Source organism: Enterobacter sp. BNK-16 (assembly GCF_048684955.1).
In the GTDB taxonomy this organism is placed as follows: Bacteria; Pseudomonadota; Gammaproteobacteria; order Enterobacterales; family Enterobacteriaceae; genus Enterobacter; species Enterobacter bugandensis.
Map to the genome: position 1 here is coordinate 3610272 of NZ_JBLQTQ010000001.1, position 25827 is coordinate 3636098.

Below are 25827 nucleotides of genomic sequence, written 5' to 3' on the forward strand. Positions count from 1 at the left end.
TAAGGCGTAGCCGCCACCGGGCTATTTCCCTGCCTGCGGATGCGTATCAAACCCCGCCATCACTGCCGTCAGCTCGGCCAGTGTAAAGCCGTGCTTCGGATCATCAACGCCTAGGCCAAACCGCTCCTGCATCAGCTTATACAGCGCCTCCGCATCCGGCAAATGGATCTGCTCCTCCACGTGACCGTTCTGCCAGTGGGTAAAGTTGAAGTTAGTCAGCGTCAGCTTGCCACCGTTCGGCAGGTGGCGACACATCAGCAGATGATGACGAAAATGGGACTGCGGCCAGTGCGCCGACCAGAAGTTCCCCATCACGTAATCGCTGAAATACTGCGTCGTCAGGTCAAAGTGGTACATCGACTGCCAGTGCTCGTGGTGACGGAACTGTAATACCCAGTCGTTACCCTCGCTCAGAAGACGGTAAATGCCGTGCGGGGTTTCCTGTTCCTCGTTGGCGAGCAGGCGAATCGGCGCCGTCAGCGTCTGTCCACCAAACCCCACGTCGGCAATCCAGCGCTCGCCGTTCAGCTCAACCAGCAGCAGGCGGTGCGTGCGCGGCGGCATCTGCGACGGATTTGCCAGTACGACCCGCCCCAGCACGCTGCGCACGTTAAACCCGACTTCACGCAACACGCGCTCGAAAAGGCCGTTTTGCTCAAAGCAATATCCTCCGCGTCGCGCCGTCACCAGCTTGTCGACCAGACATTGATCGTCAAGATGGATTTCGCGCGGCAGGACGACATCAATATTTTCGAACGGGATCGCACAATTGTGGTGTAAATGCAGCGCGCGCAGGGTGTCTATATCAACCCGTGTCGGTTGCGCCCACCGAATGCGGGCAAAATAGTCAGTCAGAAAGGGGGACATACATCATTTTCCTTTGATTGTGATGTTCTGTTTATAAACTAATTTTACGCACTCACTTTGATTTACGTGCTTTTTCGTCATACTCATCGTTACAGATGAGGAGATCCTATGAGCCACTTTCGCCCTGTTGAATTACGTCATGCCAGCCGTCTGCTGAACCACGGCCCTACCGTGCTTATTACCAGTCGGGATGAAAACCTCGACAGACGCAACGTGATGGCCGCCGCGTGGTCCATGCCCGTTGAGTTTGAACCGCCGCGCATCGCGATTGTGGTGGATAAAAGTACCTGGTCACGTGAGCTGATTGAGCACAGCGGGAAGTTTGGCATCGTCATCCCCGGCGTGGCGGCAGCTAACTGGACATACGCTGTCGGCAGCGTCAGCGGGCGCGACGAGGACAAATTCAACTGCTACGGGATCCCGGTCGTGAACGGCCCTGAGCTCGGGCTGCCGGTGATTGAAGAAAAATGTCTGGCGTGGATGGAGTGCCGATTACTTCCCGTCACCTCTGCGGCAGAGAAATACGACACGCTGTTTGGAGAAGTGGTTTCAGCGGCAGCCGATGAGCGGGCGTTTATCGCCGGGCGCTGGCAGTTTGACGAGGATAAGTTGAATACGCTGCATCATCTAGGGGCTGGGACATTTGTGGCGAGCGGGAAGATGGTGAAGGCGCTGGATTGAGATAACCTTCCTCTATGGGCTGAGGCATGCCCAGTAATTTTAAGCAGAAGCAATAAAGTTGCTTTCATGATGGCTGTAGGCTTTCAGCGACGCCCTGGTCCGGCTGTAAATCGCCGAAGCGTTTCCGTAAGGCCGGGGCGAGGCGCAGGGATGCGCCGAGAGGGCGTGGCCTGCAGGGATGCAGGCTCATGCCCGACCCGATAGCCTGAAGGAATAAGCTGAGGGCACCGCGAAGCGGCGATTTACCGCCGGGAGCCCGGGTTGCCAGGGCGGCGGCGATTGAGCCGCCCTGGCACGTTCACAGGTATTGTCATTACAGAGTAGCAAGGAACATAAAGTGAACGGAATGACCACGAGTGTAGTATGTTCCCCCTCACCCAGCCCTCTCCCTCAAGGGAGAGGGGTTGTCCGTGCAGGCATTATTTGTAGGAAACCGACCGTATCACTTCGCACGCCGCGCAATAATCTCATCCGCAACATTCCGCGGTGCCTCCGCAAAATGGTGGAATTCCATCGTGTACGTCGCGCGTCCCTGGGACATCGAACGCAGCGTCGTGGCGTAGCCAAACATCTCGGCCAGCGGCACATCGGCGCGGATAATCTGGCTTCCGTACTGCTCCGCCATTCCCTGCACCATGCCGCGGCGGGAAGAGAGATCGCCCATGATGTTCCCGGCGTACTCTTCCGGCGTTTCCACTTCCACGTGCATGATCGGCTCAAGAATTACCGGATCCGCCCTGCGAGCGCCCTCCTTGAAGCCGAGGATCGCCGCCATGCGGAACGCCATCTCCGAGGAGTCGACGTCGTGATACGAGCCAAACGTCAGCGTCGCCTTAACATCGACGACCGGATAGCCCGCCAGCACGCCGCTGTTCATCGCTTCCCGCAGCCCTTTCTCCACGGACGGGATATACTCGCGCGGTACCACGCCGCCCTTGGTGGCATCTTCAAATACAAAGCCACTTCCGGGCTCCAGCGGCTCCAGGCTCAGCACCACATGGCCGTACTGCCCTTTCCCGCCGGACTGTCGGACAAATTTCCCTTCAATATCCTTCACCGCCTTGCGCAGGGTTTCCCGGTAGGTTACCTGCGGACGACCAATGTTCGCCTCGACGCCAAACTCACGCTTCATGCGGTCGACGATAATCTCGAGGTGTAGCTCACCCATCCCGGAGATAATCGTCTGACCGGACTCCTCGTCAGTGTGCAGGCGGAAAGACGGGTCTTCCGCCGCCAGACGCTGCAGCGCAATGCCCATTTTCTCCTGGTCTCCCTTGGTTTTCGGCTCAATCGCCAGCGAGATAACCGGATCCGGGAACTCCATGCGCTCAAGCGTAATGACGGCGTTCGGATCGGTGAGCGTGTCACCGGTGGTCACGTCCTTCAGCCCCACGCAGGCCGCGATATCGCCCGCGCGCAGTTCGTCCACCTCATGGCGATCGTTGGCATGCATCAGCACGATGCGCCCGATGCGCTCTTTCTTCTCTTTCACCGGGTTATAGACCGCGTCGCCTTTGCGCAGCACGCCAGAGTAGACCCGGATAAAGGTCAGCTGCCCGACGTACAGGTCGCTCATCAGCTTGAACGCCAGCGCCGAGAACGGCTCATCATCACTCGGATGACGCTCCGCGTGCTGTCCTTTTTCATCCACGCCATCAATAGCAGGCACGTCCAGCGGCGACGGCATCAGCTCAATCACCGCATCCAGCATGCGCTGCACCCCTTTGTTTTTAAAGGCGCTGCCGCACAGCATCGGCTGGATTTCGCCCGAGATGGTGCGAATGCGCAGCCCTTTGATGATTTCCGCTTCCGTCAGGTCGCCCGTTTCCAGGTATTTGTCCATCAGTTCATCGCTGGCTTCCGCCGCCGCGGAGACCATTTTTTCCCGCCACTCCTGGGCGGTACTGACTAAATCGTCCGGCACGGGGGCATAGGTAAACACCATACCCTGCGTCGCATCGTCCCACAGAATGGTGCGCATCTTGATGAGATCCACCACGCCGGTGAAATGATCTTCGGCACCCACCGGGATGACAATCGGCACCGGATTGGCCTTCAGGCGCTCCTGCATCATCCGCACGACGCGGAAGAAATCGGCACCCGGACGGTCCATTTTGTTGACGAAGGCCAGACGCGGTACGTGATATTTATTGGCCTGACGCCAGACGGTTTCCGACTGCGGCTGCACGCCACCCACGGAGTCATACACCATCACCGCGCCGTCGAGCACGCGCATGGAACGCTCCACCTCAATGGTGAAGTCCACGTGCCCCGGGGTATCGATGATGTTGATCCGGTGCGGCTCAAAGCCTCTGTCCATGCCTGGCCAGAAGCAGCTGACCGCCGCGGACGTAATGGTGATCCCGCGCTCTTGCTCCTGCGCCATCCAGTCGGTGGTTGCCGCGCCATCGTGTACTTCACCCAACTTGTGGCTCATCCCGGTATAAAACAGGATGCGCTCAGTGGTGGTGGTTTTACCGGCATCGATATGCGCGGAGATACCGATGTTGCGATAACGTTCGAGAGGAATGGGTCGGGGCATGATATTTCCTTAGTCACTATGACGTGTTTGTGACGACCGGGATGGTCGTGCATTGGTTCGTTTGCTATAATAGTCCTATTGTACGAGTATTATCGAACTATTTTTTAAGGGTTGACCTATTGTTGATATAGCTCAATCTGACATCACGCGCAGGAAAACGATGATCCCTAACCACCCTGAAACTGAACAAATACTGCTGGAAAATGTGCTGTTTGCCCTCGGCAACCCGCTCCGGCTATCGATTATTCGCCGGCTCGCCGATGGCAGCGAACTCAGCTGTAACGCACTGCGCCCGGAGGACGTGGTGAAATCCACGATGACCCACCACTGGCGCGTGTTGCGCGACAGTGGGGTCATCTGGCAGCGTCCGCAGGGACGAGAAAATATGATTTCACTGCGTCGGGAGGATCTGGATGCCCGTTTTCCCGGGCTGATGGAAATACTGCTAAAGGCCAAAAGCGCTGCCGGAAACTAGCTCCAGCAGCCTTTTGCGTGGCGTTTTAGTGCTGCATGCCCGACTGCTGCGAGAATTCATCGTCGGTTAAGCCAGCCCGAGGGGGCGCGGAGATTTTTTTACGGGTATATCTGTCCGGCACGCCCTCAGGACGCGTCTTGAAGCGACGGTGCAGCCACATATACTGCTCCGGCGCCATCAGCACCGCGCGCTCGATCGCCCGGTTCATCTGGGTTGCGACAGACTCTTTATCCGCACCCTGCAATGACGCGCTGATATCTTCAAGAATAATCAGCTCGTACCCTGTACCGTCCTCTCTGCGGCGCGGCACAAACGGAATAACGGCAGGTTTCGCGCTTTTGACCAGCATATAGCTGCCCGCCGTCGTGGCGGCATCCGGGACGGCGAAGAATGGCGCAAACACGCTGTTGGCTTTGCCATAGTCATGATCCGGCGCGTACCAGAGAATTTCATTCTGCTTCAGGGCACGGATCATGCCTTTTAAATCATGACGATCCAGCATGGTTTTATTCGAACGCAGACGACCACGCGTTTGTAGCCAATCCAGGAGCGCATTATTGTTGGGACGATAAACCCCAATACCGGGGTTAAGCATGCCAAATATCCGCGCGCCCAGCTCAAGCGTCAGAAAATGCATGCCAACCAGCACCACGCCCTTTCCCTGCGCCCTGGCCTGCTCCATATGTTCGTAACCGCGCACGGTAAAGCATTTACGCACCCGCCATTCAGGCCAGAACCACGCCATGCCGGTTTCGATTACCCCCATTCCCACGGATTCAAAATTTCGCTGCAGCAAAGATTCACGCGCTTCTGCTTCCATCTGCGGAAAGCAAAGCTCCAGGTTGCGGCGGGCAATCTCGACACGGCGCGGTAGCAGGCGCATGGCTAACCGGCCCAGAACTTGGCCGAGTCTGAACAACAGCGAGTAAGGCAGCAGCATGATAAGCCACAGGGCGGCGATGCCTGTCCAGCTTAGCCAGTATCGCGGGTGGAAAAAAGCAGGTGAAAACCGGGGTAATTTTGTCATGAGAAAATTATCCTTTAATGTGACTGTCCTTAATTGATTCTGTTGTCGATCTTTCCTAAGGATTGATTGAATGTCGGTCGTGAACGTTAAGTGTAACGGATCAGATAAAACTTATTTTTATCGTTTTTTGCGAAAAGAAGGCGTAAGCGGCAGGAGAAACCGGGTAAGACGATGACCTCACCCGGCGAAAGATTACATTGAATACCCGGGCTTTTTAATCAACTCGTCCAGCTTCGGCCCGATTTCGGTATCCCAGACCTGTGCTTTCCAGTCTTCCGGGTTTACCTGGTTCAACGCCACCGATACTGAACCGTCTTTGCTGTTGAAATGGCGAATTATCACCTCGGCGATATCTGCCGCCAGCGCGGTTTTTTGCTCGTCGTTAAGATCGCGGGGAAAACATTTGATATCTACGTGTGGCATATGCAGGCTTCCTGTTATGTGTGAGCATTCCACGTTATCAGATAATGTTGTTTGCCTTTAACACCTTGTGCAGTTCAGGAAGCTGACACACGGTATCCGCAATCGCCGTAAGCTTCGGCGTATTTGTCGCAAACCACTCATGGCGAGGCCCCCAGGTGCGCGCCACCGCAATATACACATCCAGCAGCGTCAGCCGTTCACCCAGCGCAAACGGCGCGGCCTTAAGCTGATTTTCAAACCACAGATAGAGGGATTTCCGGTACTCGATGCAGTTTTTCTGCAGCTGTTCCGGCGCATCAGGCACCCAGCGTTCGGGATAATCGGCATAGGTAAAGGTGGGATAGACGTTCGCCACGAACCAGATAAGCAGACGCTGAAACTGCTGACGCTCGGCCTGCCCCACGGGCGGGGCGAGATCGGGACAGCGGTCGAGCACCATCAGGGCAATCGCCGCCGTTTCGGTCATGATGGCGCCATTTTCCAGCTCCAGCGTGGGCACCTGGCACAGCGGGTTGAGTTTTTGCAGCAGTTCACGCTGCGGGCCGGGCTGGTCAAACCCGTCAACGTTCACAAATTGATAAGGGATATCAGCCAGGGTCAGCATCACTTCACTGATTGCCGAGCCCCAGCCGGGTACGCCATAGAGTTTCATCATGTTGCCCCCTCAGGAGTGAAAATCCTAAGTGTAGAGCACCATTAGTAGGTTATCCCAGGCGGGTTGACCTCCGATTGCGCCACCGTTTCGCCCTGCTCCCCCCAGCGCGCCAGCACTTTCTGGTACTCTCCGCGCTCAATCGCCCCGTTCAGCGCGGCCTGCAGCGCGTACACCAGCCCATTGCCTTTTTTGGTCGTGGTGGCGACATAAGCTTTTTTCGGACCTAAACCGACCACGCGGGTTTTGCCGGTGAGCGCCGCTTTGTAAGCTGAAACCGACTGAGGGCCAAAGAACACGTCCGCCCTGCCGGACTGGATATAGAGATTGCCCGAGGCATCGTCGTGGAGATAGACCGGCAGCGCAGGCGCTCGCCCCGCCTTTTTATTCTCTTCGTTCCAGCCCAGCAGGATGCGCTCCTGATTGGTGCCCGAGCCGACAATCACCTTTTTTCCGGCCAGATCTTCCGCGCTTTTGATTGATTGAATCTCGCTGGTGGACTTCACCGAAAACGCCAACGAATCGACGCGGTAGGTCGCAAAATCAAACTTCTCTTTACGCTGTTCGGTCACCGCAATGTTCACCAGCGCCACGTCGTAGCGCCCGGAAGCGATGCCCAGCGGCCAGTCTTCCCACGCCGTTGGCACCAGCTTTAGCTTCAGCCCCAGGCTGCCCGCCAGCAGGCGGGCGATATCCGGGTCGCTGCCAATCCGCGTGCGGTTATCGCTGGCCAGCAGCGCCAGCGGCGGGGAGTTCAGCATCGAGACGGCGACCGTCAGCGTACCCGGCTCAACGAATTTATAACCGGCGGGGATCTTCGCCACGGCCTGCCGATCCACCGTCACCGGCAGCGGCTGCTCGTTGGCTTTCAGATCGATGCTGGCGTGGATTGCCGTTGTGAAGACCAGCCCCGCCAGAAGTCCGTATTTCATCTGCGCTCCTTACAGCACTTTTGACAGGAACTGGCGCGTTCGCGCGTGTGACGGACGGTTCAATACCGCGTCGCTGCTGCCCTGCTCCACGATTTTCCCGTCGACCATAAACACCACCTGATCCGCCACCTCGCGGGCAAAGCCGATCTCGTGGGTGACCACCACCAGCGTAGTGCCGGACCGGGCCAGTTTTTTGATCACGTCCAGCACCTCTCCCACCAGCTCCGGATCCAGCGCCGAGGTAGGTTCATCAAACAGCATCACGCGGGGGCGTAGCGCCAGCGCGCGAGCGATCGCAATGCGCTGCTGCTGCCCGCCGGAGAGATGGCGAGACCAGGCGTCGGCCTTATCCCGCAGCCCAACCACATCCAGCAGGCTGTATGCCCTTTCCACCGCCTCTTTTTTGCTGAGCTTCTTATGCGCGATGGGCGCCTCAATCAGGTTTTCCAGCACCGTGAGGTGAGGAAAGAGATTGAAGTTCTGAAACACATAGCCCACGTTGACGCGCTGCCTGAGGATCTCTTTCTCCTTCAGCTCATAGAGCTTGTCGCCCTGACGACGGTAGCCAATGTAGTCCCCGTCGATCTGAATAAAGCCTTCGTCGACGCGCTCCAGATGGTTAATGGTGCGCAGCAGCGTCGATTTGCCCGAGCCTGAGGGCCCGAGAATGACCGTCACGGAACCGGGCGGGATCTCAAGCGAAACGTTGTCGAGCGCCTTATGGCGACCAAAATACTTGCTGACGCCGGTAATCGAGATATGTCCTTCAGGAGAGGCTTGCATGGATAGGCTCCTGTGCTGGCGTGGTGGTGACGGAACGGGTGCGACGGGCGGCACGGTTCTGATTAACCGCAGAGCGGCGTTCGCTGCGGGCGAGTGCGCGTTCAACACCGTACTGGATAGCGGACAAGACGGTGGTAATCACCAGATACCAGGCGGCACCGACCATCAGCAACGGGATCACCTCCTGGGTACGGTTGTAGATCATCTGGATGGTATAGAACAGCTCCGGCATTGCCAGGACGTAGACCATCGCCGTTCCCTTGGCGAGGCTGATAATTTCATTGAACCCGGACGGCAGAATAGTGCGCAGCGCCTGAGGCAGGATTATCCGCACCGTACGTCGCCAGGCCGGCAGGCCAAGCGCGGCGGCCGCTTCATACTGGCCGTGATCCACCCCGAGGAACCCCCCGCGAATAATCTCTGCGGTGTAGGCGCTCTGCACCAGCGTCAGCCCCACCACGGCGGTGGAGAACTGCCCGAGCACGTTGATGGTTTCAAAGCTGCCCCAGGTGATGCCGGTGAACGGCACGCCGAGGGAGAGCGTGTCGTAGAGATAGGAAAAGTTGTAGAGAATGATCAGCACCACGATCAGCGGCAGCGAGCGAAACAGCCAGATATAGCCCCACGCCAGGCTGCTCAGCAGCCATGACGAGGAGAGTCTCGCCAGCGCCAGCATGCCGCCCAACACCACGCTCAGCGCGGTACCGATCAGGGTAAGCAGCAGAGTCTGCCCTACGCCTTCGAGAATAACCGGGTCAAAGAACCAGCGGGCAAACACCGCCCACTCCCAGCGCGGGTTGAAAGCGACGGACTGGATCACGACCGCCAGCACAAACAGCGCCACCGCGGCGCCGACGGTCCGCAGCGGATAACGCGCCGGGACCACCTTAATGGTTTCAACGTTGCTCATCGTCGTTCCTCATGCGGTTTTACTGAACGCTTCGCGTACCAGCGTTTTAGTGAAGCGCAGCCGACCGTCAAACGGCGGCTGGCTGTACTCTTCCGGATCCCGGTTCAGATCGAACTGTGGCTGGTAGCCCTGGCTGAGATAGAGCCTGACCGCTTCCGGCTGGCGAAAACCGGTTGTCAGGTAGATCTGGCTGTAACCTGCCAGCACCGCCCTGCGCTCCAGCTCCTGCACTACGCGTCCGGCAAGCCCCTGCTGACGCAGGGTTTTGTCCGTCCAGATGCGCTTGATTTCCGCGGTGCGTTCGTCAAAGGGTTTGTACGCACCGGTGGCGATGATTTTTCCGTCACGCTCCAGGACGATAAATAGCCCCTGCGGCGCTAAATACCACTCGGAGAGTTCCACTTCCGCGTCTTTAGAGAAGTAGTCACCGTAGCGGGCAGCATATTCACCGAACAGCCCCTCGATAATGGGCTGAAGTTCGGCATCTTCCGGTGAAACGTCACGAAATTGTTCACGCATAGCGCCTCCTTAATCACCCAGGCCATCAGGATTCACTTCTGACTGCGGAATACGCTCAACGCCTTCCCCCCAGCGGTTCAGCACTTTGTCGTAATCGCCGTTTTTAATTACGCCGTTCAGCGCGGTTTGCACTGGCTCAACCAGCCCGCTGCCTTTCTTCAGCGTCACCGCAATGTGCGCCGCCTTCGGCCAGCCGCCGTCGACGCTGCCGACCAGTTTAGTTTTCCCGTTCAGCGCCGCCTTCCATGCGCCAATCACGTTCGGGCCAAAGTAGGCATCCGCGCGCCCGGACTGGAGCGCCAGCGTTTGCGCCGCATCGTCTTTGGTGTAGATCGGGGTAAACGGTTTCAGCCCCTTCTTCTGGTTTTCAGCATTCCATGCCAGCAGGATGGCCTCCTGATTGGTCCCGGAACCAACGATAATCCGCAGCCCGGCGATGTCCTCAGCCTTCTGAAGCGATTCGATCGGGCTGGTCGATTTCACGTAGAAGCCGAGGGAGTCCTTACGGTAGGTGGCGAAATCAAACTTCTCTTTGCGCGCTTTGGTAACGGTAATGTTGCTGATGGCGGCATCGTATTTCCCGGACGCCACGCCCAGCGGCCAGTCTTCCCACGACGTTGGCACCACGTTCAACTCAAGTCCGAGGCTATCGGCCACCAGACGGGCGACGTCAACTTCACTCCCGAGCAGCGTTTTGTTGTCGTCGGAAAATACCGTCAGCGGCGGTTGATTCAGGCCCGCCACCGCCACGGTAAATTTCCCCGGCACGGCGAAGCGATAATCTTTCGGCAGCTGCGCCACTGCATCGCTGTTTTTGGCGGTATTGATCGGCGTTTTATTGGCCTCGATGCTCACGCCGGTGCCGTTAATGTTCACATTCTCTGCCCAGACGGCAGGGGTAAAGGCCAGCGCGAGCGCCAGAATAAGCGATGTTTTCTGCATAGCGGAGTTCTCTTTTATTGTTGTGTGAACTGGTTTTTCGGTTGGTCTAAGCCAAGGCTTTCGCGCATCGTGGTTCCCGGGTAGTCGGTGCGGAACAGGCCGCGGGCCTGTAAAACGGGCACCACCTGGTCAACAAAGCGCGGAAAGGTATCCGGCGTACCGCCCTGGATGATGAAGCCGTCTGCGGCATAGCCTTCAAACCAGGCCTGCAGACCGTCGGCGACCTCCTCCGGCGTGCCGGAAAAGCGCGGGCGCGGCGATGCGGCCTCAAGCGCCACCTGGCGCAGGGTTAAGTTGCGCTCGCGGGCATTTCGCTTAATTTCATCGGTGGTGCTGCGGAAGCTGTTTTTGCCTAAGTCACCGATATCCGGGAACGGCTCGTCGAGCGGATACTGGCTGAAATCGTGATGTTCAAAATAACGCCCGAGGTAATTGAGGGCATCGGTAACCGACACCAGCGCCGCCGTGGTTTGATACTGGTTTTCCACGTCATCGGCGTCTTTACCCACAATCACGCTGACGCCCTGGAAGATATGTAAATCTGACGCGCGGCGGCCGTTTGTTTCCAGCTGCTGCTTCACGTCGCGGTAAAACGCTTTTGCCTCGTCGAGCGTTTCGTGATGAGTGAAAATGGCGTCGGCATGTTTTGCCGCTAGCTTTTTCCCGTCGTCCGACGCGCCCGCCTGAAAAACAATCGGACGCCCTTGCGGGGTGCGACCAATATTCAGCGGACCGGCGACCTGGAAGAAGTCACCGTGGTGATCGAGGGTATGCAGCCTGGTCGGGTCAAAAAACTGACCGCTCTCTTTGTTGCGGATAAACGCGTCGCCTTCCCAGGAGTCCCACAGCCCTTTCACCACGTCGAGATACTCATCCGCAATGCGATAGCGCAGCGCATGCTCGGGGTGTTTTTCGCGCGAGAAGTTCTTTGCCGACCCTTCCAGCGGCGAAGTCACTACGTTCCAGCCCGCACGTCCGTTGCTCAGATGATCGAGGCTGGCGAACTGGCGCGCCGTGGTAAAGGGTTCGCTGTAGGAGGTGGATAATGTTCCCACCAGCCCCAGACGCGTGGTGATGCTTGCCAGCGCGGATAATACCGTTAACGGCTCAAAGCGGTTTAAAAAATGCGGAATGGATTTCTCATTTATATAAAGACCGTCGGCAACGAATAAAAAATCGAGTTTGCCCTCCTCCGCTTTTAACGCCGTCTCTTTTACGAATTCAAAATTAATGCTGGCATCCGCGACCGCCGCCGGATGACGCCAGGCGGACATATTGCCCGATGCACCATGCAAAATGGTCCCAAGCCGCAGTTGACGATGTGCAGACATATTTACCTCTCCAGAATTAAACGTGTTGCAGGGCTTTTTCCGCCAGCTGTGCAAAATAGCGGGCTGCGGGTTCAATCAGGGCTTCGTCAGGATTAAACGCCGGGTGGTGTAAACCATACGGGCTGTTGCTGCCGATGCTGACAAACGCGCCGGGAACAGACTGCAGGTAGACCGCAAAATCTTCCCCGCCCATATGCAGTTCCGCGTGCCGGGTTTCATAACCGGCCTCACGCGCGACCGAGGTGGCGAAGTCGGCCCAGCGCTCGTCGTTCACCAGCGCGGTGGGCCCGGCATACCAGGTAATGTCGATCTGCGCGCTGAAGGCGCTGGCAAACCCGGCGGCGATTTCGCCCACGCGGGCCTTCACGTTCTGCTGAACCTCCGTGCGGTGGGTGCGAAGCGTGCCCTCCAGCTCGACGCTTTCCGGCAGCACGTTCCAGGTGTTACCCCCTGCAATGCGCGTCACGCTCAGCACCACCGAGTCCAGCGTATTGACGTTGCGGCTGGCGACGCTTTGCAGCGCCGTCACCAGCTGGCTCGCCAGCACAATGGCGTCGTTGCCTTCGTGCGGGCGGGCCGCATGTGCGCCCTTGCCGGTGATGCGGATCACGAAGCGATCGACGTTGGCATAAAACGGTCCGCCGCGGGTGGCGAACTCACCGACCGGCAGGCCGGGCTCGTTATGCATGCCGAAAATGGCGCTGACGTCACGCAGGGCACCGGCACGCACCATGCTCTTCGCACCGCCAAAGTTCTCTTCGGCAGGTTGAAACAGGATACGCACCCGGCCGTTAAGCGAGGTTTCCCGCTCTTTGAGCTTTAACGCGGCGCCGAGGATCACGCTGGTGTGGATATCGTGTCCGCAGGCGTGCATCACCCCTGCATGCTGCGAGCTAAACGGCACGCCGCTGCGCTCCTCAATTGGCAGGGCATCAATGTCTGCCCGCAGCGCAATCAGCTTGCTACCGGTTCCAATTTCCGCCACCAGACCGGTCGGCAGATCGTAAGGCTGCGGGGGAATACCGGCATTCGTCAGCCATTGGCGCAGGCGCGCGGTGGTCTCCACTTCCTGGCCGGACAGCTCCGGGTTCCGGTGCAGCTCACGACGCCAGGCAATCAGTTGTTCGCCGAAGCTCATACGGTGACCTCCCTGTTAAGACGCGCCTCGGCCAGCAGACGCAGAGACGCGACGCGCGTTGCCCCCTCCGCGACCGGCGTGTCGATGATAAATTCGTCAATGCCCCACTGTTCGTGCAGCGCGTTAAGCTGTTCCAGCACCGACTCAGCTGTTCCCGCCAGCAGCGACTGGGCCCGACGGGCAATGCGCACCGGCTCGCTCCCCGCCTGACGGGCAAAGGCGTAGGCCTGCTCCTCGCTGGCGACGGTTACGCGCTGGCCGTTTGCCAGCTCAACGCCCCACACTTCGACCTTCTGCGCCAGCGCGTCCGCTTCGGCCTGGGTCGGCGCGACAATCGCCTGCACCGCCACAATCACCTCCCGCGCGCTGTTCTTCCGCCAGATCGATACCACCTCGCGCAGCAGCTCCGGATCGCCGTTCAGGTGCGCGGCAAAGACGAAGTGCCAGTCGAGCGATGCGGCGAGCAGCGCGCTTTCGGTGCTGGCCCCCAGCAGGAAACCTTGTGCAGGGACCGGCGGCAACGGCGTGGCGCGAACGGCCTCTTCCGCCGACTGGTTTTCAGGGCGGATCCAGCGATCGAGCTGCGTCAGCTGTTCGGCAAAGCTGCCTTTTTCCTGTGGATGCAAGCCTGGCTGCAGCGCGCGGGTTGAGAGCGGCAGCCCACCGGGGGCTTTCCCGACGCCCAGATCCACGCGACCGGGCGCCAGCGCGGCCAGCACGTTGAAGTTCTCGGCGACTTTATAAGGGCTGTAGTGTTGAAGCATTACGCCGCCGGATCCGACGCGAATGCGCTTGGTTTGCCCGAGGATCCAGGCAATCAGCAGCTCCGGCGAAGGGCTAGCAAGATGGGGAGTGTTGTGGTGTTCGGCAATCCAGAAGCGGTGATAGCCCAGATTTTCCGCCTGTTGCGCCAGCGCTAACGTCCGCGCCAGCGCATCGGCAGCCGTTTCATTTTCAGCGATGGGGCTTTTATCCAGAATGCTGATTCGCCATGACATGTTGCGTTCTCGTTTGACTTAACATGTCGACATTATTAAAGGCGTATTTCACCACAGAGAAACAATTAATTTACATTTGGTTTGCCGGAAATCAGATATATAAAACCCTACTAAGAATAAGATTTTAAGGCGGCAATCAGCGTTTCCGCCTGCCCGCGGCGGGTAATATGGACGAAGCGGATATGCCCATATTGCGGGTTTTGCAGATCGGCTTCATAACGCGTGCGGTTGTTACGCCACGTTTTCATCGTCCAGATGAGAATCGACTCTTTACTGAAGAACGCGCGCCGGAAACTCTCTTTGTTCCCGGTTCCGGGCCAAAGCTCGTGTTTATGCCAGGCCCGTTTGATTGCCCTGTTGACGGCCTGCCAGAGGGTGCGGACAAACCCATAATCCACCCACACGACAACGTCTACATTACGCCATTTAACGGGCCGCGTGCGGTTATAGTTGCCGTCGAGTACCCAGTCTGGCGACGCCTGTAGCACCTGCTCAAGCTTTTCCTGAAACTCATCGTCCGGCGTTCCCTGCCATTCGGGTCGCCAGTAGAGTCTATCCATCTCGATATAGGGAATAGCCAGTTCGGTCGCAATCTGCTTCGCCAGCGTGCTTTTTCCACTTCCGCTGGTTCCGATGACGTTAATTTTCACCTCAGCCTCCCTGTATTTACGAAAATGAGACCGAATCATAACGTTTTCATTCTGTTAACGAAATGCTTCCTGGTATTACCGCGGCGGCGTTACTCTCCTGTCTGGCAGTCTATTTATTCCCTGAGAAACGTCTTCGGCTGGCCAGCCTGGTGCTGCTGTTTGATCACCCGCGCCTGCAGCAGGCGATTGCCGTTTTTGGCGGTTAGCCGTTCGGGTACTGTTCGTCGGTCACTTTTTCCAGCCACGTTACCGGGCTGCCGTTTACCGCTTCGGCAATGGCGATATGCGTCATTGCCGTTTGCGCACTTGCGCCGTGCCAGTGCTTCACGCCGGGTGGGATCCAGGCGATATCGCCTTGATTCAGGATTTCCGCCTCTTCGCCCCACGCCTGTAACCAGCCGCGCCCCTGCGTCACAATCAGCGTTTGTCCCAGGGGATGCGTATGCCAGGCCGTGCGCGCCCCCGGCTCAAAGGTCACGGTTGCCCCGCCGACGCTGGCAGGTTCGCTCGCCTGAAAGGGCGCGTCAATGCGAACAGCGCCGGTAAACCAGGCCTCCGGGCCTGTTGCTGAAGGTAATGAACCGCTGCGGATAATTTTCATCTTTTGCTCCTTGTTGACTGTTGCGTTAACAGTAGCGCAAAGCATTCTGGAGCATTAGGGTACATAATGAGATAGAACACATGACTGAAATTCATAAATAGAACCGCAATGCTAAAAGATAATTTCAACGACCTGCTCTCCTTTATGGTAGTGGCCCGCGAGCGCAGCTTTACGCGCGCAGCGGCGCAGCTGGGCGTCTCGCAATCGGCACTGAGTCATGCGATGCGCAAGCTTGAAGCGCGATTAGACGTTCGCCTATTAACCCGCACAACCCGCAGCGTGGTTCCGACACCCGCGGGTGAGCAGCTCTTTTCGCGCCTCAGCACGCATCTGCAGGAGATCGAACAGGAACTCACGGCGCTTTGCAGCACCCGCGACAAACCCGCAGGCGCTATCCGCATCGTCGCCGGCGAGCACGCGATGGACGCCGTGCTCTGGCCGGCACTGAAGGCTTTTATGCTGCAGTATCCTGAAATCAACGTCGAAGTGACGGTCGACAACGGCCTGACAGATATCGTCGATGGCCGCTTCGACGCGGGGGTACGCCTGGGTGAACAGGTGGCAAAAGATATGATTGCGGTGCGGATAGCGCCGGACATGCGCATGGCGGTCGTCGGCTCCCCGGATTACCTGGCTCGTTTTGGCGTGCCGCTCGTGCCGGAGCAGCTGGGTGAACACCGCTGTATCAATCTCCGCCTGCCCACCCGAGGGGCAGTGTATGACTGGGAGTTTGAGCGCGACGGGCGCGAGCTTCGGGTGCGGGTTGAAGGACAGCTTACACTGAGTAATCTGTCGCAGCGCATCGACGCGGCGGAGAGTGGCCTCGGATTAGCCTACGTGCCCGAGTCCTCGGTCCTGGACGCCCTTCAGTACGGACGGCTCGTCAGGGTCCTTGAGTCCTGGTGCCCCACGTTTGAAGGATATCACCTCTATTATCCAAGCCGTCGACAGCACACAACCGCGTTCAGGTTGCTTCTCGATGCCCTGCGGCAGTAAAAATTTATACCATCTGGTAATAATTAAGGGAATCTGATGATTAAATAAACAACGTCGCGATTGTTTTGACTAAAAACTCATCACGATTCAGCGTGTTATGATCCCCCTCTGCTCTGACCACACGATTTCCTTCGACGTGCATCACTTTCGGCACGGTTATATTTTGCGTCGCTTATGAATTGCAGGTAGGATGCCTCGCCATGTTTCGCCTTATCCATACGCAGAATGACTGGGAAGGCGGCATGTGTTTGCGCAGAAGCAATCGTTTGTATTGCGCTCTGCCAGGCAGGACTATCACGATAATGGTTCAGACAGGCAAACAGGTAACTCAATGAAAACAAGCAATAAAAGCGCAGCCGATCATCACGCTGCGAAACGTCGCTGGTTGAACTCCCACGAAGAGGGCTACCACAAAGCGATGGGCAACCGTCAGGTTCAAATGATCGCCATCGGCGGCGCTATCGGAACGGGTCTATTTTTAGGTGCTGGCGCGCGTCTGCAGATGGCGGGCCCGGCTCTCGCCCTGGTCTATCTGGTGTGCGGGATCTTCTCTTTCTTCATTCTTCGCGCGCTGGGTGAACTGGTACTGCATCGCCCTTCCAGCGGAAGCTTTGTCTCTTACGCCCGAGAATTCCTCGGTGAAAAAGCCGCCTACGTGGCAGGCTGGATGTACTTCGTCAACTGGGCGATGACCGGTATCGTCGATATCACCGCCGTTGCGCTGTATATGCACTACTGGGGCGCGTTCGGTGATGTGCCGCAGTGGGTCTTTGCCCTTGGCGCGCTGGCGATCGTCGGCACCATGAACATGATCGGCGTGAAGTGGTTCGCCGAGATGGAGTTCTGGTTTGCGCTGGTCAAAGTGCTCGCTATTGTGATTTTCCTGGTGGTCGGTACCGTCTTCCTCGGCAGCGGCAAGCCGCTGGATGGCAATGCTACCGGCTTCCACCTGATAACCGATAACGGCGGTTTCTTCCCGCACGGTCTGCTGCCTGCGCTGGTTCTGGTGCAGGGCGTGGTCTTTGCCTTTGCCTCTATTGAGCTGGTCGGTACCGCTGCGGGCGAATGTAAAGACCCACAAACGATGGTGCCAAAAGCCATTAACAGCGTGATCTGGCGTATCGGTCTGTTCTACGTCGGCTCCGTGGTGCTGCTGGTTCTGCTGCTGCCGTGGAACGCCTATCAGGCCGGCCAGAGCCCGTTCGTCACCTTCTTCTCGAAGCTCGGCGTGCCTTACGTGGGCAGTATCATGAACATCGTGGTGCTGACGGCGGCGCTCTCCAGCCTGAACTCCGGTCTTTACTCTACCGGGCGTATCCTGCGCTCCATGTCGATGGGCGGTTCAGCGCCGAAGTTCATGTCGAAGATGAGCAAGCAGCACGTGCCTTACGCAGGCATTCTTGCCACGCTGGTGGTGTACGTCTTCGGCGTTTTCCTGAACTATCTGGTGCCGTCTCAGGTCTTTGAGATCGTTCTGAACGTGGCCGCACTCGGCATTATCGCTTCCTGGGCCTTTATCGTGGTCTGCCAGATGCGTCTGCGTAAAGCCATTAAAGAAGGCAAAGCCGCAGATATCAGCTTCAAGCTGCCGGGCGCGCCGGTGACCTCCTGGCTCACCCTGCTCTTCCTGTTCAGCGTGCTGGTGCTGATGGCGTTCGACTACCCGAACGGCACCTATACCATCGCCACCATCCCGCTGCTGGCCGTGCTGTTGATCGCTGGCTGGTTCGGCGTGCGTAAGCGCGTTCACGAAATTCACAGCACCGCGCCGGTTCATCCAGACGATGAAAAACACGACGCGCCGCTGGTGGAAGAGACCTCGCGTTAATAATCAAACAGGCATTAAAAAGGGAAGGCATTTGCCTTCCCTTTTTTTATATTACAGCGCGATACGAATCACATCGTCAGGCTGGGTCGCTTCCTGCTGGCGGGTAGATTTTTGCTTCACCGTCACGTAAAGCGTTTTGCCATCCGCAGAGAGCGCCAGGCTGTTTGGGTAGACCGGCGTATCGAACGTTTTCGTTACTTTGTAGGTCTTCGCATCAATCACGCTCACCTTGCCGGCCTCACGGTGCGTCACGTAGGCTTCATTGCGAGCCGGATTAAACAGAACGGCCAGGGATTCAGGCGCGGCGATTTTCTCGATCACGCTGCCGTCTTTCAGGCTCACCGCCAGCACTTCCGGCTGTTTTGAATCGGTCAGGAACGCGCGCTGACCGGCGGTGTCCAGGCTCAGGTTCAGATAGAAGTGCTCTTTTCCGTCGTCCTGCACTTTTTTGCGGCTCAGGATTTTGTTGGTGGCGGTATCAATGGTGACCAGCTCACCGTCTGCATTGGTGGTGTACAGGCGTTTCGCCTTTGCATCCAGCGCCAGACCGGTACTGTATGTGCCGGTGTTGGCAATGGTCTCTTTCAGCTTCAGCGTTGCGCCATCCACGACCCAAATCACGCTCTCTTTGCCGACTCCGGTGATGTAAATCGTGTTGCTCGCGTCATCCGCCACCAGCTGGCGCGGCTGCAGCGGCTTGACGGTTTCACTGCGCTGGCGGCTATCAAGCACCAGTCGCCCTTTCACGTCGCCCGTTTTCGCATCAATGGCCGTCACCGCGCCGTTGATCGTATTACCCAGCCACAGGGTTTGCGTCGCGCCGTCGAGGGTGGCGCCAAACGGTTTGAGATCGCTATGAATGGCCTGCGTCACCTCCAGCGTAGCAGGATCGAGGCGATAGATAACGCCACCCTTGTCGAGTTTACGGCTTTGCGACGTCGCAACCCACAGCGCGTTCTCCTGCTGGCTGACCGCCATTTCATAGGCACCTTTACCCACCGCTTTACGCAGCATCTCTTCGGCGGCATGCGCCTGGAAGGTTCCGGCAAACAGTAAAGCGGCAGACAGCAGAGACGTACTCAGGCGTGGCGAGCACAGATGGCGTAAAGACATAACAATTCCTTTTTTGAAAATTGGGGGTACTGCTGACATCGCTTCCGGCTGGCAACGTCATGGCATTGCCGTTTTGATAATGAGAATAGTAATCATTAATAAGTTAAAAGTGGAGTTTTTCTTTTCCCTATTGCCTTTCATTAACGCAATGTGCGGTTATAGTTTTCAAAACATTTACAAAACCTTTAACATGTATGGACATGTTCCATTTGGTTCGTTTATACATCACAACCGGTTTTACTCATGAAAATCATATCTGCCCGTAAGGCATCTCTCCCGCTGCTGCTGGTTCCCGTTGTTTTTGCGCCTCTTAGCGCGATGAGCGCAGAGGAACAGACCATGATCGTCAGCGCCACGCCGCAAACCGTATCAGAGCTTGATACTCCGGCGGCGGTCAGCGTCGTGAATGGCGAGGATATGCGCCACGCTGCGCCGCGCATTAATCTCTCCGAATCGCTTGGCAGCGTTCCGGGACTACAGATTCAGAACCGTCAGAACTATGCTCAGGATCTCCAGCTTTCGATGCGCGGGTTTGGTGCCCGCTCAACGTTTGGCGTGCGCGGCATTCGCATGTACGTCGACGGTATTCCAGCCACCATGCCGGACGGACAGGGCCAGACCTCCAACATCGATCTCTCCAGCATTGACAGCGTTGAGGTGCTGCGCGGTCCCTTCTCCGCCCTGTATGGCAACGCCTCTGGCGGCGTGATTAACATCAATACGCAAACCGGGCAGCAGCCGCCGACCATCGAGGCAAGCAGCTATTACGGCAGTTACGGAACATGGCGCTACGGCATGAAAGCCACCGGTGCAATGGGCGATGGCACCCATGCCGGGGACGTGGATTACACCGTATCCACCACCCGCTTCACCACTAAAGGCTACCGCGACCACAGCGGCGCGCGGAAGAATCTCGCTAATGCCAAACTGGGCGTACGCATTGACGATGCCAGCAAGCTAACGCTGATTTTTAACAGCGTGGACATGAAAGCCAACGATCCGGGCGGGCTGAGCTATCAGGAGTGGCAGGATAACCCGCGTCAGTCCCCGCGCGGCGATCAGTACAACACGCGCAAGACCATCAAGCAGACTCAGGCGGGGCTGCGCTACGACCGCCAGCTTAGCGCTCAGGACGATCTCAGCGTGATGATGTACGCCGGCGAGCGTGAAATGACCCAGTACCAGTCGATTCCCTACCAGCCGCAGCTGAGGCCTTCTCACTCCGGCGGCGTGATCGATATGCAGCGTCATTATCAGGGGGTTGATACCCGCTGGACGCACCGCGGCGAGCTGCTGGTGCCGGTCACCTTCACCACCGGTCTGAACTATGAAAACATGAGTGAAGATCGTCGCGGGTACGAGAACTTTGTGATGAACAACGGCGTGCCGGATTACGGCGTGAAGGGTGATAAACGCCGGAACGAACGTAACCTGATGTGGAACGTCGACCCTTACCTGCAGACCAGCTGGCAGCTGACGCAGAAACTGTCCGTTGATGCGGGCGTGCGTTACAGCTCGGTCTGGTTTGATTCTAACGACCATTACGTTACGCCGGGCAACGGCGACGACAGCGGTGACGCGAGCTATCACAAGTGGCTCCCGGCGGGCTCCGTTAAGTATGCGGTGACGGACGCGTGGAACCTCTACGCTGCCGCAGGGCGTGGGTTCGAAACGCCAACCATCAACGAGCTTTCGTATCGCGCCGATAACCAGGGCGGCCTGAATATTGGCCTGCAACCTTCCACGAACAATACGTATGAGGTGGGCAGCAAAACCCGCATTGGCAATGGCCTGCTGACGGCAGCGCTGTTCCGCACCGATACGGATGACGAGATCGTGGTGGATGCCAGCTCTGGTGGCCGCACAAGCTATAAAAATGCCGGAAAGACCCGCCGTCAGGGAGTCGAAGTGTCTCTCGATCAGCAGTTTGCTGAGAACTGGAAGCTGAAAATGGCGTGGACCTACCTTGATGCCACCTACCGGACCAACGTCTGCGGCGACGCGGACTGTAACGGTAACCGTATGCCGGGCATTGCCCGCAATATGGGCTATGCGTCGTTTGGCTGGCAGCCTGAAGAAGGCTGGTACGCGGGCTCGGACGTGCGCTACATGAGCGATATCATGGCCGACGACGAGAACACGGCGAAAGCGCCATCGTACACGGTGGTCGGGCTGAATACCGGGTATAAATTCAACTACGGTAACTGGGGGATGGACGTCTTTGGCCGCGTAGATAACCTGTTCGACAAAGAGTACGTTGGCTCGGTTATTGTCAACGAATCCAACGGGCGTTATTACGAGCCAGCGCCTGGCCGTAACTACGGTGTGGGTCTGTCGGTGTCTTATCGGTTCGAGTAACAAATAAGTAAAGTTTATTTTATACCGAAAATAACGATCCTGATGGCAAAATGCCATCAGGAGTTATTCACCAGATAAATAAATAGACGCGGTATATAGTCGCTCTGTTAAATTATCTCTCAGTTAAAATATTGTCGCTGTAAAAGCGTATTCGCTTCATCAATCGATTTTTCAATCGCCTTCTTGCTGGCGTCGACATCCCGGCGTTCCAGGGCTGAAAGCAGTTCGTCATAGTGATACGTCGCTTCCTTAATGTCATTAAGCTCCTGGTGCAGATAGTTAATGCAAGGCCCGATGCGCACCCAAAGCTGTTCAATTAATGCATTCAGCGTGGGCATTTCCGCGTACTGATAAAGCGTAAAGCGGAAGATGCGATTTGCCTGCAATGCCTGCTGAACGTTCCCGTTGCGCATGGCCTCATGAAACGCTTCCGACAATTTGCGCAACGTCTCTATCTTTTGGTCAGACATATTCTGACAGGCTGCGGCAACCGCCATGGGTTCAAGCTGCTTGCGAATAGCGTTGATTTCGTTATAACGGTCCAGCGTCACCTCCGGCACCAGAAATGCCTGTGCCGGCGTGGCATGTAATGCCCCTGCTGACACCAGACGCAGTAGCGCCTCGCGCACTGGGGTAATGCTGGTTCCTAATTTATCGGCGATCTCTTTCGTAATCAGTCGTGCACCCGGTTTAAGGGAGCCTGTAATTAACGCTCCTTTCAAACTGAGTTCAACTTGCATGGTAAGACTGATCCTTTGGGCTTTTTCTAAGTGATCCAAATCAAGCATGTTCAATTCCTGTAGCTAAAACTTAATGCTATTTTTAAACGCCAGTTTTAATAAAACGACGCTGGTCCGATATATCCTGTATCGTCATGCCTGGTGGTGGGAAGTACGTAAAACAGCAAAAAATGCAAAATGTGTTTTTTTTTATCGGTTTCGGGCTCATCCGGGATGATGGCGCGAAAAGCCATGTCCGTTAATTAAAGACAATATATCGTATCTTCACAAATAAATATGGCGGGAAACCCCGCCATAGTGCCTTTTATTTATTGTCACCCGCGACGCGAATCACGACTTTACCGAAGTTTTTTCCTTCCAGCAGGCCAATCAGCGCTTCAGGCGCGTTTTCCAGCCCGTCCGTCACCTGTTCACGATAGTGAATTTTGCCCTCCTGCACCCAGCGCCCCATCTCTTCCTGAAACTCATGAATGCGGTGGCCGTAGTCCTGGGCAATGATAAAGCCCTGCATCCGGATGCGTTTCTTCAGAATAGTGCCCATCAGAAGCGGCAAACGGTCTGGCCCCTCAGGCAAGCCCGTTGCATTGTAACCGCTCACCAGGCCACACACCGGCACGCGCGCGGAGGTATTCAGCAGCGGCAGCACGGCGTCAAACACTTTCCCGCCGACGTTTTCAAAGTAGACATCAATGCCTTTCGGGCAGGCGCGTTTCAGCTGCTCAGCGAAATCCGCCGCGTGGTGATCGAGACACACGTCAAACCCAAGAACCTCAACGGCGTGGCGGCATTTTTCTGCCCCACCGGCTACCCCGACCACGCGGCAGCCTTTGATTTTACCGATCTGCCCGACTGTCGCCCCAACCGGGCCCGTCGCGGCGGCGACTACCAGCGTTTCACCCGCTTTCGGTTGTCCGATATCCAGCAATCCCATATAGGCGGTAAAGCCAGGCATCCCAAGAATGCCCAGCGCCCAGGAGGGATGGGTGGGATTATCGCCCAGCTTGACCAGGCCGCTGCCGTCCGAAAGCGCGTACTCCTGCCAGCCGCTGTAGCTCAGCACCCATTCACCCGCTTTAAAGTCGGGGTGGTTTGACTGCTCAACGCGGCTAACCGTTCCCCCTACCATCACCGCACCAATCTCAACCGGCGGAGAATAGGATGGCGCATCGCTCATGCGGCCCCGCATGTAAGGGTCCAGCGACAGCCAGACGGTGCGAAGCAGCAGCTGCCCCGCCTGAGGGGCAGGAACGGGCAGCTCTTCCAGACGAAAATTCTCCGCAACCGGCGCGCCCTGTGGACGAGAGGCCAGCACCCAGCGGCGGTTTTGCGAAACAGATTGATTCATCGGATTCTCCTTCTGGTACAAATGTCATTACAGCCTGGCTCACGATCGGCATTATCGCCTTAACATTACGAGGCAGACTGGTTAAGCCGGACCACAAGATAGATGCAGGTTTCGTTCGTTTCGTTGATAAAACGGCAGTCGTTTGGCGGCCCCAGCTCCAGACAGTCTCCGGCCTTCATCTCGTGGCGAGTATCGCCCTCCTGAAATACCAGCTCGCCGGACTGCAGCCAGATCAGCTGCCGCGCGAGCGCGTAGGAGGACGCCGGCATCGGGACGTCGCTCCCCGCGGGCAGTTCAATCTGAACGAGGTCGATAGGCAGATCGGTACGGGGAGAAACGTGGCGACGAAGGTAGTGGGTTTGCGGATCGCGCCAGACGGGCTGGTTCGCCAGGCGCAGGAGTTTTCCCTCCTGCATCTCGGCTCTGGCAATCAGGGTCGACATGCTGATCCCAAACGCGCCTGACAGGCGGGCAAGCAAGGTTGCCGTCGGGCTGCTGTCGCCGCGCTCTATCTTGTGGATCATGGCGCGAGATACGCCTGCCCGCTCGGCCAGCTCGCTAAGAGACCAGCCGCGTGATTCACGTTCGAGGCGAATTCTGGCGCTAATACGCTGATTTATTGAGTTCATAACATCATACTAAAGCGTATGAACGCCGTTTCAATGGGGCTCATAATCATTCTCACGTAGCGCTCTGACGATACAGTTGTGTAATATTATATCTATAGCGTAATACTATAGTAAACAACATACAGAGGTTTAATCATGATCGTTCGTCACGCCTGTAAAGAAGACTGCGCTGCGATAGGAGAGATCTATAACCATGCGGTGCTGCATACTGCCGCGATCTGGAACGATAAAACCGTTGATACCGATAACCGAATCGCCTGGTTCGAGGCCCGCACGCTCGCGGGTTACCCGGTTCTGGTAGCTGAGGAAAATGGTGTGGTTACCGGGTACGCCTCTTTCGGCGACTGGCGCGCCTTCGACGGCTTTCGTCACACGGTTGAGCATTCGGTGTATGTCCATCCGGAGCATCAGGGTAAAGGCATTGGCCGCACGTTAATGAAAGCGCTGATCAACGAGGCCCGCGCCATCGGCAAACACGTGATGGTGGCCGGCATTGAAGCGCAAAATAAGGCCTCGATTCACCTCCACGAAACGCTCGGTTTTGTGACCACGGGGCAAATGCCGCAGGTGGGAACCAAGTTTGGCCGCTGGCTGGACTTAACTTTTATGCAGCTGCAGCTGGACGAGCGCAGCGACCCGGACGCAATCCCATGAATCAGTCGCTGACGCTGGCGTTCCTGGTGGCGGCGGGGATCGGTCTGGTGGTGCAAAACACCTTAATGGTGCGTATCACCCAGTCCTCCTCCACCATTCTTATCGCAATGCTGCTGAACTCCCTGGTCGGCATTGTGCTGTTTGTCAGCATTCTGCTGCTGAAGCAGGGCTTCGCCGGGTTCAGTGAGCTGGCCGCAACGGTGCGCTGGTGGACGCTGATCCCGGGGCTGCTGGGGTCGTTTTTTGTGTTTGCAAGCATCAGCGGCTACCAGAACGTGGGCGCGGCAACGACCATCGCGGTGCTGGTCGCAAGCCAGCTGATTGGCGGGCTGGTCCTTGACGTGCTGAGAAGCCATGGCATTCCCCTGCGCGCGCTGATCGGCCCGGTATGCGGCGCGGTGATGCTGGTCGTCGGGGCCTGGCTGGTAGCGCGACGCCAGTTTTGATTACAGTATGGTGCCGCCCTTGGTCAGCTGTTCCTGGCGTGCGTCCATCTCCTCTTTGTGCTGCTTACCGTGGTGCGAAATCGCGGTACGCAGACGCTGCTGTTGGGTGTAACGGTCTTCACGGCTGAGATCGGCATCATCGCTCAATGCAATCAGCAGTTCGTTCATGTGGGCGATGACGCTCTCTTCGATGGCGGCATCCACGCGGGCGATAACTTCGTTTAAATGTGACATTGTCACTCCTTGT

The 25827-nt window shown here is 57.2% G+C and carries 26 protein-coding genes and 1 pseudogene; 8 read left to right on the forward strand and 19 right to left on the reverse strand.

Going from position 1 to position 25827, the window contains the following annotated elements:
* Positions 1–21: 21 nt before the first annotated feature.
* Complete coding sequence (nhoA, locus tag ACMGGH_RS17375) at positions 22–867, reverse strand: N-hydroxyarylamine O-acetyltransferase (RefSeq protein ID WP_232948301.1); 846 nt, start codon at positions 865–867, stop codon at positions 22–24.
* A gap of 108 nt (positions 868–975) precedes the next feature.
* Here nhoA and ACMGGH_RS17380 point away from each other — a divergent pair, with 108 nt between their 5' ends.
* Positions 976–1548, forward strand: coding sequence for a flavin reductase family protein (locus tag ACMGGH_RS17380; RefSeq protein WP_232948302.1), 573 nt, complete (start codon positions 976–978; stop codon positions 1546–1548).
* A 442-nt stretch (positions 1549–1990) separates the two neighbouring features.
* Here the strand turns inward: ACMGGH_RS17380 and fusA are convergent, their stop codons facing one another.
* On the reverse strand, positions 1991–4090 hold the full coding sequence (gene fusA, locus ACMGGH_RS17385) for an elongation factor G (protein WP_232948303.1): 2100 nt from the start codon (positions 4088–4090) through the stop codon (positions 1991–1993).
* Between the two features lie 160 nt (positions 4091–4250).
* On the opposite strand from fusA, the gene ACMGGH_RS17390 reads away from it, so the two are divergent.
* A complete protein-coding gene (locus ACMGGH_RS17390) occupies positions 4251–4565 on the forward strand; it encodes an ArsR/SmtB family transcription factor (protein ID WP_041909805.1) in 315 nt (104 codons plus the stop codon).
* Between the two features lie 25 nt (positions 4566–4590).
* Here the strand turns inward: ACMGGH_RS17390 and ACMGGH_RS17395 are convergent, their stop codons facing one another.
* From ACMGGH_RS17395 to ACMGGH_RS17445, 11 genes and pseudogenes are all read right to left on the reverse strand, one after another.
* Positions 4591–5592 carry a Kdo(2)-lipid IV(A) acyltransferase gene (locus tag ACMGGH_RS17395; protein ID WP_232948304.1) on the reverse strand — a complete coding sequence of 334 codons (1002 nt, stop codon included), beginning with the start codon at positions 5590–5592 and terminating at the stop codon, positions 4591–4593.
* Between the two features lie 192 nt (positions 5593–5784).
* Entirely contained in the window at positions 5785–6015 is a 231-nt protein-coding gene (gene pptA, locus ACMGGH_RS17400; protein WP_028013275.1) for a tautomerase PptA, read from the reverse strand.
* A gap of 37 nt (positions 6016–6052) precedes the next feature.
* Positions 6053–6670, reverse strand: coding sequence for a glutathione S-transferase family protein (locus ACMGGH_RS17405; RefSeq protein ID WP_041909801.1), 618 nt, complete (start codon positions 6668–6670; stop codon positions 6053–6055).
* Between the two features lie 41 nt (positions 6671–6711).
* A complete protein-coding gene (locus ACMGGH_RS17410) occupies positions 6712–7599 on the reverse strand; it encodes an ABC transporter substrate-binding protein (protein WP_232948305.1) in 888 nt (295 codons plus the stop codon).
* Positions 7600–7608: 9 nt separating this feature from the next.
* Complete coding sequence (locus tag ACMGGH_RS17415; protein ID WP_045260613.1) at positions 7609–8382, reverse strand: amino acid ABC transporter ATP-binding protein; 774 nt, start codon at positions 8380–8382, stop codon at positions 7609–7611.
* Positions 8366–9292, reverse strand: a complete 927-nt coding sequence (locus ACMGGH_RS17420; RefSeq protein WP_028013278.1) for an amino acid ABC transporter permease — start codon at positions 9290–9292, stop codon at positions 8366–8368. Before ACMGGH_RS17420 ends, ACMGGH_RS17415 begins: the two co-directional genes overlap by 17 nt.
* A 9-nt stretch (positions 9293–9301) precedes the next feature.
* The gene (locus ACMGGH_RS17425; protein ID WP_155026441.1) at positions 9302–9811 is read right to left on the reverse strand and encodes a GNAT family N-acetyltransferase; all 510 of its coding nucleotides are present in this window, start codon (positions 9809–9811) and stop codon (positions 9302–9304) included.
* Positions 9812–9820: 9 nt separating this feature from the next.
* Positions 9821–12084: pseudogene (locus ACMGGH_RS17430) on the reverse strand (NtaA/DmoA family FMN-dependent monooxygenase).
* 16 nt (positions 12085–12100) lie between these two features.
* Complete coding sequence (locus tag ACMGGH_RS17435) at positions 12101–13222, reverse strand: amidohydrolase (protein WP_193066961.1); 1122 nt, start codon at positions 13220–13222, stop codon at positions 12101–12103.
* Positions 13219–14220, reverse strand: a complete 1002-nt coding sequence (locus ACMGGH_RS17440) for an LLM class flavin-dependent oxidoreductase (RefSeq protein WP_088205501.1) — start codon at positions 14218–14220, stop codon at positions 13219–13221. Before ACMGGH_RS17440 ends, ACMGGH_RS17435 begins: the two co-directional genes overlap by 4 nt.
* A gap of 110 nt (positions 14221–14330) precedes the next feature.
* Positions 14331–14870: an AAA family ATPase gene (locus ACMGGH_RS17445; protein WP_028013284.1), complete on the reverse strand. Its 540-nt coding sequence runs from the start codon at positions 14868–14870 to the stop codon at positions 14331–14333.
* Positions 14871–14932: 62 nt separating this feature from the next.
* Here ACMGGH_RS17445 and ACMGGH_RS17450 point away from each other — a divergent pair, with 62 nt between their 5' ends.
* On the forward strand, positions 14933–15076 hold the full coding sequence (locus ACMGGH_RS17450; RefSeq protein WP_232948306.1) for a hypothetical protein: 144 nt from the start codon (positions 14933–14935) through the stop codon (positions 15074–15076).
* On the opposite strand, the gene ACMGGH_RS17455 is transcribed toward ACMGGH_RS17450, so the two are convergent.
* Positions 15073–15471: a cupin domain-containing protein gene (locus ACMGGH_RS17455; RefSeq protein WP_045260619.1), complete on the reverse strand. Its 399-nt coding sequence runs from the start codon at positions 15469–15471 to the stop codon at positions 15073–15075. The two genes, ACMGGH_RS17450 and ACMGGH_RS17455, sit on opposite strands and share 4 nt — an antisense overlap.
* 108 nt (positions 15472–15579) lie before the next feature.
* On the opposite strand from ACMGGH_RS17455, the gene ACMGGH_RS17460 reads away from it, so the two are divergent.
* A complete protein-coding gene (locus tag ACMGGH_RS17460) occupies positions 15580–16467 on the forward strand; it encodes a LysR family transcriptional regulator (protein ID WP_420299186.1) in 888 nt (295 codons plus the stop codon).
* A gap of 331 nt (positions 16468–16798) precedes the next feature.
* Positions 16799–18295: an L-asparagine permease gene (ansP, locus tag ACMGGH_RS17465; RefSeq protein ID WP_028013287.1), complete on the forward strand. Its 1497-nt coding sequence runs from the start codon at positions 16799–16801 to the stop codon at positions 18293–18295.
* Positions 18296–18346: 51 nt separating this feature from the next.
* Here the strand turns inward: ansP and ACMGGH_RS17470 are convergent, their stop codons facing one another.
* Positions 18347–19408, reverse strand: a complete 1062-nt coding sequence (locus ACMGGH_RS17470; RefSeq protein WP_047368641.1) for a YncE family protein — start codon at positions 19406–19408, stop codon at positions 18347–18349.
* Positions 19409–19651: 243 nt separating this feature from the next.
* On the opposite strand from ACMGGH_RS17470, the gene pqqU reads away from it, so the two are divergent.
* Positions 19652–21766 carry a TonB-dependent receptor PqqU gene (pqqU, locus tag ACMGGH_RS17475; RefSeq protein WP_041909791.1) on the forward strand — a complete coding sequence of 705 codons (2115 nt, stop codon included), beginning with the start codon at positions 19652–19654 and terminating at the stop codon, positions 21764–21766.
* Positions 21767–21885: 119 nt separating this feature from the next.
* Here pqqU and ACMGGH_RS17480 read toward each other — a convergent pair whose 3' ends face one another.
* From ACMGGH_RS17480 to ACMGGH_RS17490, 3 genes are all read right to left on the reverse strand, one after another.
* Entirely contained in the window at positions 21886–22554 is a 669-nt protein-coding gene (locus tag ACMGGH_RS17480) for a GntR family transcriptional regulator (RefSeq protein WP_232948307.1), read from the reverse strand.
* Positions 22555–22810: 256 nt separating this feature from the next.
* Positions 22811–23851 (reverse strand): NADP-dependent oxidoreductase, encoded by a 1041-nt coding sequence (locus ACMGGH_RS17485; RefSeq protein WP_232948308.1) that lies wholly within the window; start codon positions 23849–23851, stop codon positions 22811–22813.
* 65 nt (positions 23852–23916) lie between these two features.
* Positions 23917–24480, reverse strand: a complete 564-nt coding sequence (locus ACMGGH_RS17490) for a helix-turn-helix domain-containing protein (protein WP_232948309.1) — start codon at positions 24478–24480, stop codon at positions 23917–23919.
* Positions 24481–24615: 135 nt separating this feature from the next.
* Between ACMGGH_RS17490 and ACMGGH_RS17495 the strand changes: the two genes are divergently transcribed.
* The gene (locus ACMGGH_RS17495; protein WP_045260624.1) at positions 24616–25134 is read left to right on the forward strand and encodes a GNAT family N-acetyltransferase; all 519 of its coding nucleotides are present in this window, start codon (positions 24616–24618) and stop codon (positions 25132–25134) included.
* Positions 25131–25580 carry a DMT family transporter gene (locus ACMGGH_RS17500; RefSeq protein ID WP_028013294.1) on the forward strand — a complete coding sequence of 150 codons (450 nt, stop codon included), beginning with the start codon at positions 25131–25133 and terminating at the stop codon, positions 25578–25580. Before ACMGGH_RS17495 ends, ACMGGH_RS17500 begins: the two co-directional genes overlap by 4 nt.
* Here ACMGGH_RS17500 and ACMGGH_RS17505 read toward each other — a convergent pair whose 3' ends face one another.
* Positions 25581–25814 carry a YdcY family protein gene (locus tag ACMGGH_RS17505; RefSeq protein WP_232948310.1) on the reverse strand — a complete coding sequence of 78 codons (234 nt, stop codon included), beginning with the start codon at positions 25812–25814 and terminating at the stop codon, positions 25581–25583. It lies immediately after the preceding gene.
* Between the last annotated feature and the right edge of the window lie 13 nt (positions 25815–25827).

What these genes read in the sequence shown, in the direction of transcription:
- nhoA (WP_232948301.1), bottom strand. Translation starts at nt 867, where the DNA reads ATGTCCCCCTTTCTGACTGACTATTTTGCCCGCATTCGGTGGGCGCAA.
- ACMGGH_RS17380 (WP_232948302.1), top strand. Translation starts at nt 976, where the DNA reads ATGAGCCACTTTCGCCCTGTTGAATTACGTCATGCCAGCCGTCTGCTG.
- fusA (WP_232948303.1), bottom strand. Translation starts at nt 4,090, where the DNA reads ATGCCCCGACCCATTCCTCTCGAACGTTATCGCAACATCGGTATCTCC.
- ACMGGH_RS17390 (WP_041909805.1), top strand. Translation starts at nt 4,251, where the DNA reads ATGATCCCTAACCACCCTGAAACTGAACAAATACTGCTGGAAAATGTG.
- ACMGGH_RS17395 (WP_232948304.1), bottom strand. Translation starts at nt 5,592, where the DNA reads ATGACAAAATTACCCCGGTTTTCACCTGCTTTTTTCCACCCGCGATAC.
- pptA (WP_028013275.1), bottom strand. Translation starts at nt 6,015, where the DNA reads ATGCCACACGTAGATATCAAATGTTTTCCCCGCGATCTTAACGACGAG.
- ACMGGH_RS17405 (WP_041909801.1), bottom strand. Translation starts at nt 6,670, where the DNA reads ATGATGAAACTCTATGGCGTACCCGGCTGGGGCTCGGCAATCAGTGAA.
- ACMGGH_RS17410 (WP_232948305.1), bottom strand. Translation starts at nt 7,599, where the DNA reads ATGAAATACGGACTTCTGGCGGGGCTGGTCTTCACAACGGCAATCCAC.
- ACMGGH_RS17415 (WP_045260613.1), bottom strand. Translation starts at nt 8,382, where the DNA reads ATGCAAGCCTCTCCTGAAGGACATATCTCGATTACCGGCGTCAGCAAG.
- ACMGGH_RS17420 (WP_028013278.1), bottom strand. Translation starts at nt 9,292, where the DNA reads ATGAGCAACGTTGAAACCATTAAGGTGGTCCCGGCGCGTTATCCGCTG.
- ACMGGH_RS17425 (WP_155026441.1), bottom strand. Translation starts at nt 9,811, where the DNA reads ATGCGTGAACAATTTCGTGACGTTTCACCGGAAGATGCCGAACTTCAG.
- ACMGGH_RS17435 (WP_193066961.1), bottom strand. Translation starts at nt 13,222, where the DNA reads ATGAGCTTCGGCGAACAACTGATTGCCTGGCGTCGTGAGCTGCACCGG.
- ACMGGH_RS17440 (WP_088205501.1), bottom strand. Translation starts at nt 14,220, where the DNA reads ATGTCATGGCGAATCAGCATTCTGGATAAAAGCCCCATCGCTGAAAAT.
- ACMGGH_RS17450 (WP_232948306.1), top strand. Translation starts at nt 14,933, where the DNA reads ATGCTTCCTGGTATTACCGCGGCGGCGTTACTCTCCTGTCTGGCAGTC.
- ACMGGH_RS17455 (WP_045260619.1), bottom strand. Translation starts at nt 15,471, where the DNA reads ATGAAAATTATCCGCAGCGGTTCATTACCTTCAGCAACAGGCCCGGAG.
- ACMGGH_RS17460 (WP_420299186.1), top strand. Translation starts at nt 15,580, where the DNA reads ATGCTAAAAGATAATTTCAACGACCTGCTCTCCTTTATGGTAGTGGCC.
- ansP (WP_028013287.1), top strand. Translation starts at nt 16,799, where the DNA reads ATGAAAACAAGCAATAAAAGCGCAGCCGATCATCACGCTGCGAAACGT.
- ACMGGH_RS17470 (WP_047368641.1), bottom strand. Translation starts at nt 19,408, where the DNA reads ATGTCTTTACGCCATCTGTGCTCGCCACGCCTGAGTACGTCTCTGCTG.
- pqqU (WP_041909791.1), top strand. Translation starts at nt 19,652, where the DNA reads ATGAAAATCATATCTGCCCGTAAGGCATCTCTCCCGCTGCTGCTGGTT.
- ACMGGH_RS17480 (WP_232948307.1), bottom strand. Translation starts at nt 22,554, where the DNA reads ATGCTTGATTTGGATCACTTAGAAAAAGCCCAAAGGATCAGTCTTACC.
- ACMGGH_RS17485 (WP_232948308.1), bottom strand. Translation starts at nt 23,851, where the DNA reads ATGAATCAATCTGTTTCGCAAAACCGCCGCTGGGTGCTGGCCTCTCGT.
- ACMGGH_RS17490 (WP_232948309.1), bottom strand. Translation starts at nt 24,480, where the DNA reads ATGAACTCAATAAATCAGCGTATTAGCGCCAGAATTCGCCTCGAACGT.
- ACMGGH_RS17495 (WP_045260624.1), top strand. Translation starts at nt 24,616, where the DNA reads ATGATCGTTCGTCACGCCTGTAAAGAAGACTGCGCTGCGATAGGAGAG.
- ACMGGH_RS17500 (WP_028013294.1), top strand. Translation starts at nt 25,131, where the DNA reads ATGAATCAGTCGCTGACGCTGGCGTTCCTGGTGGCGGCGGGGATCGGT.
- ACMGGH_RS17505 (WP_232948310.1), bottom strand. Translation starts at nt 25,814, where the DNA reads ATGTCACATTTAAACGAAGTTATCGCCCGCGTGGATGCCGCCATCGAA.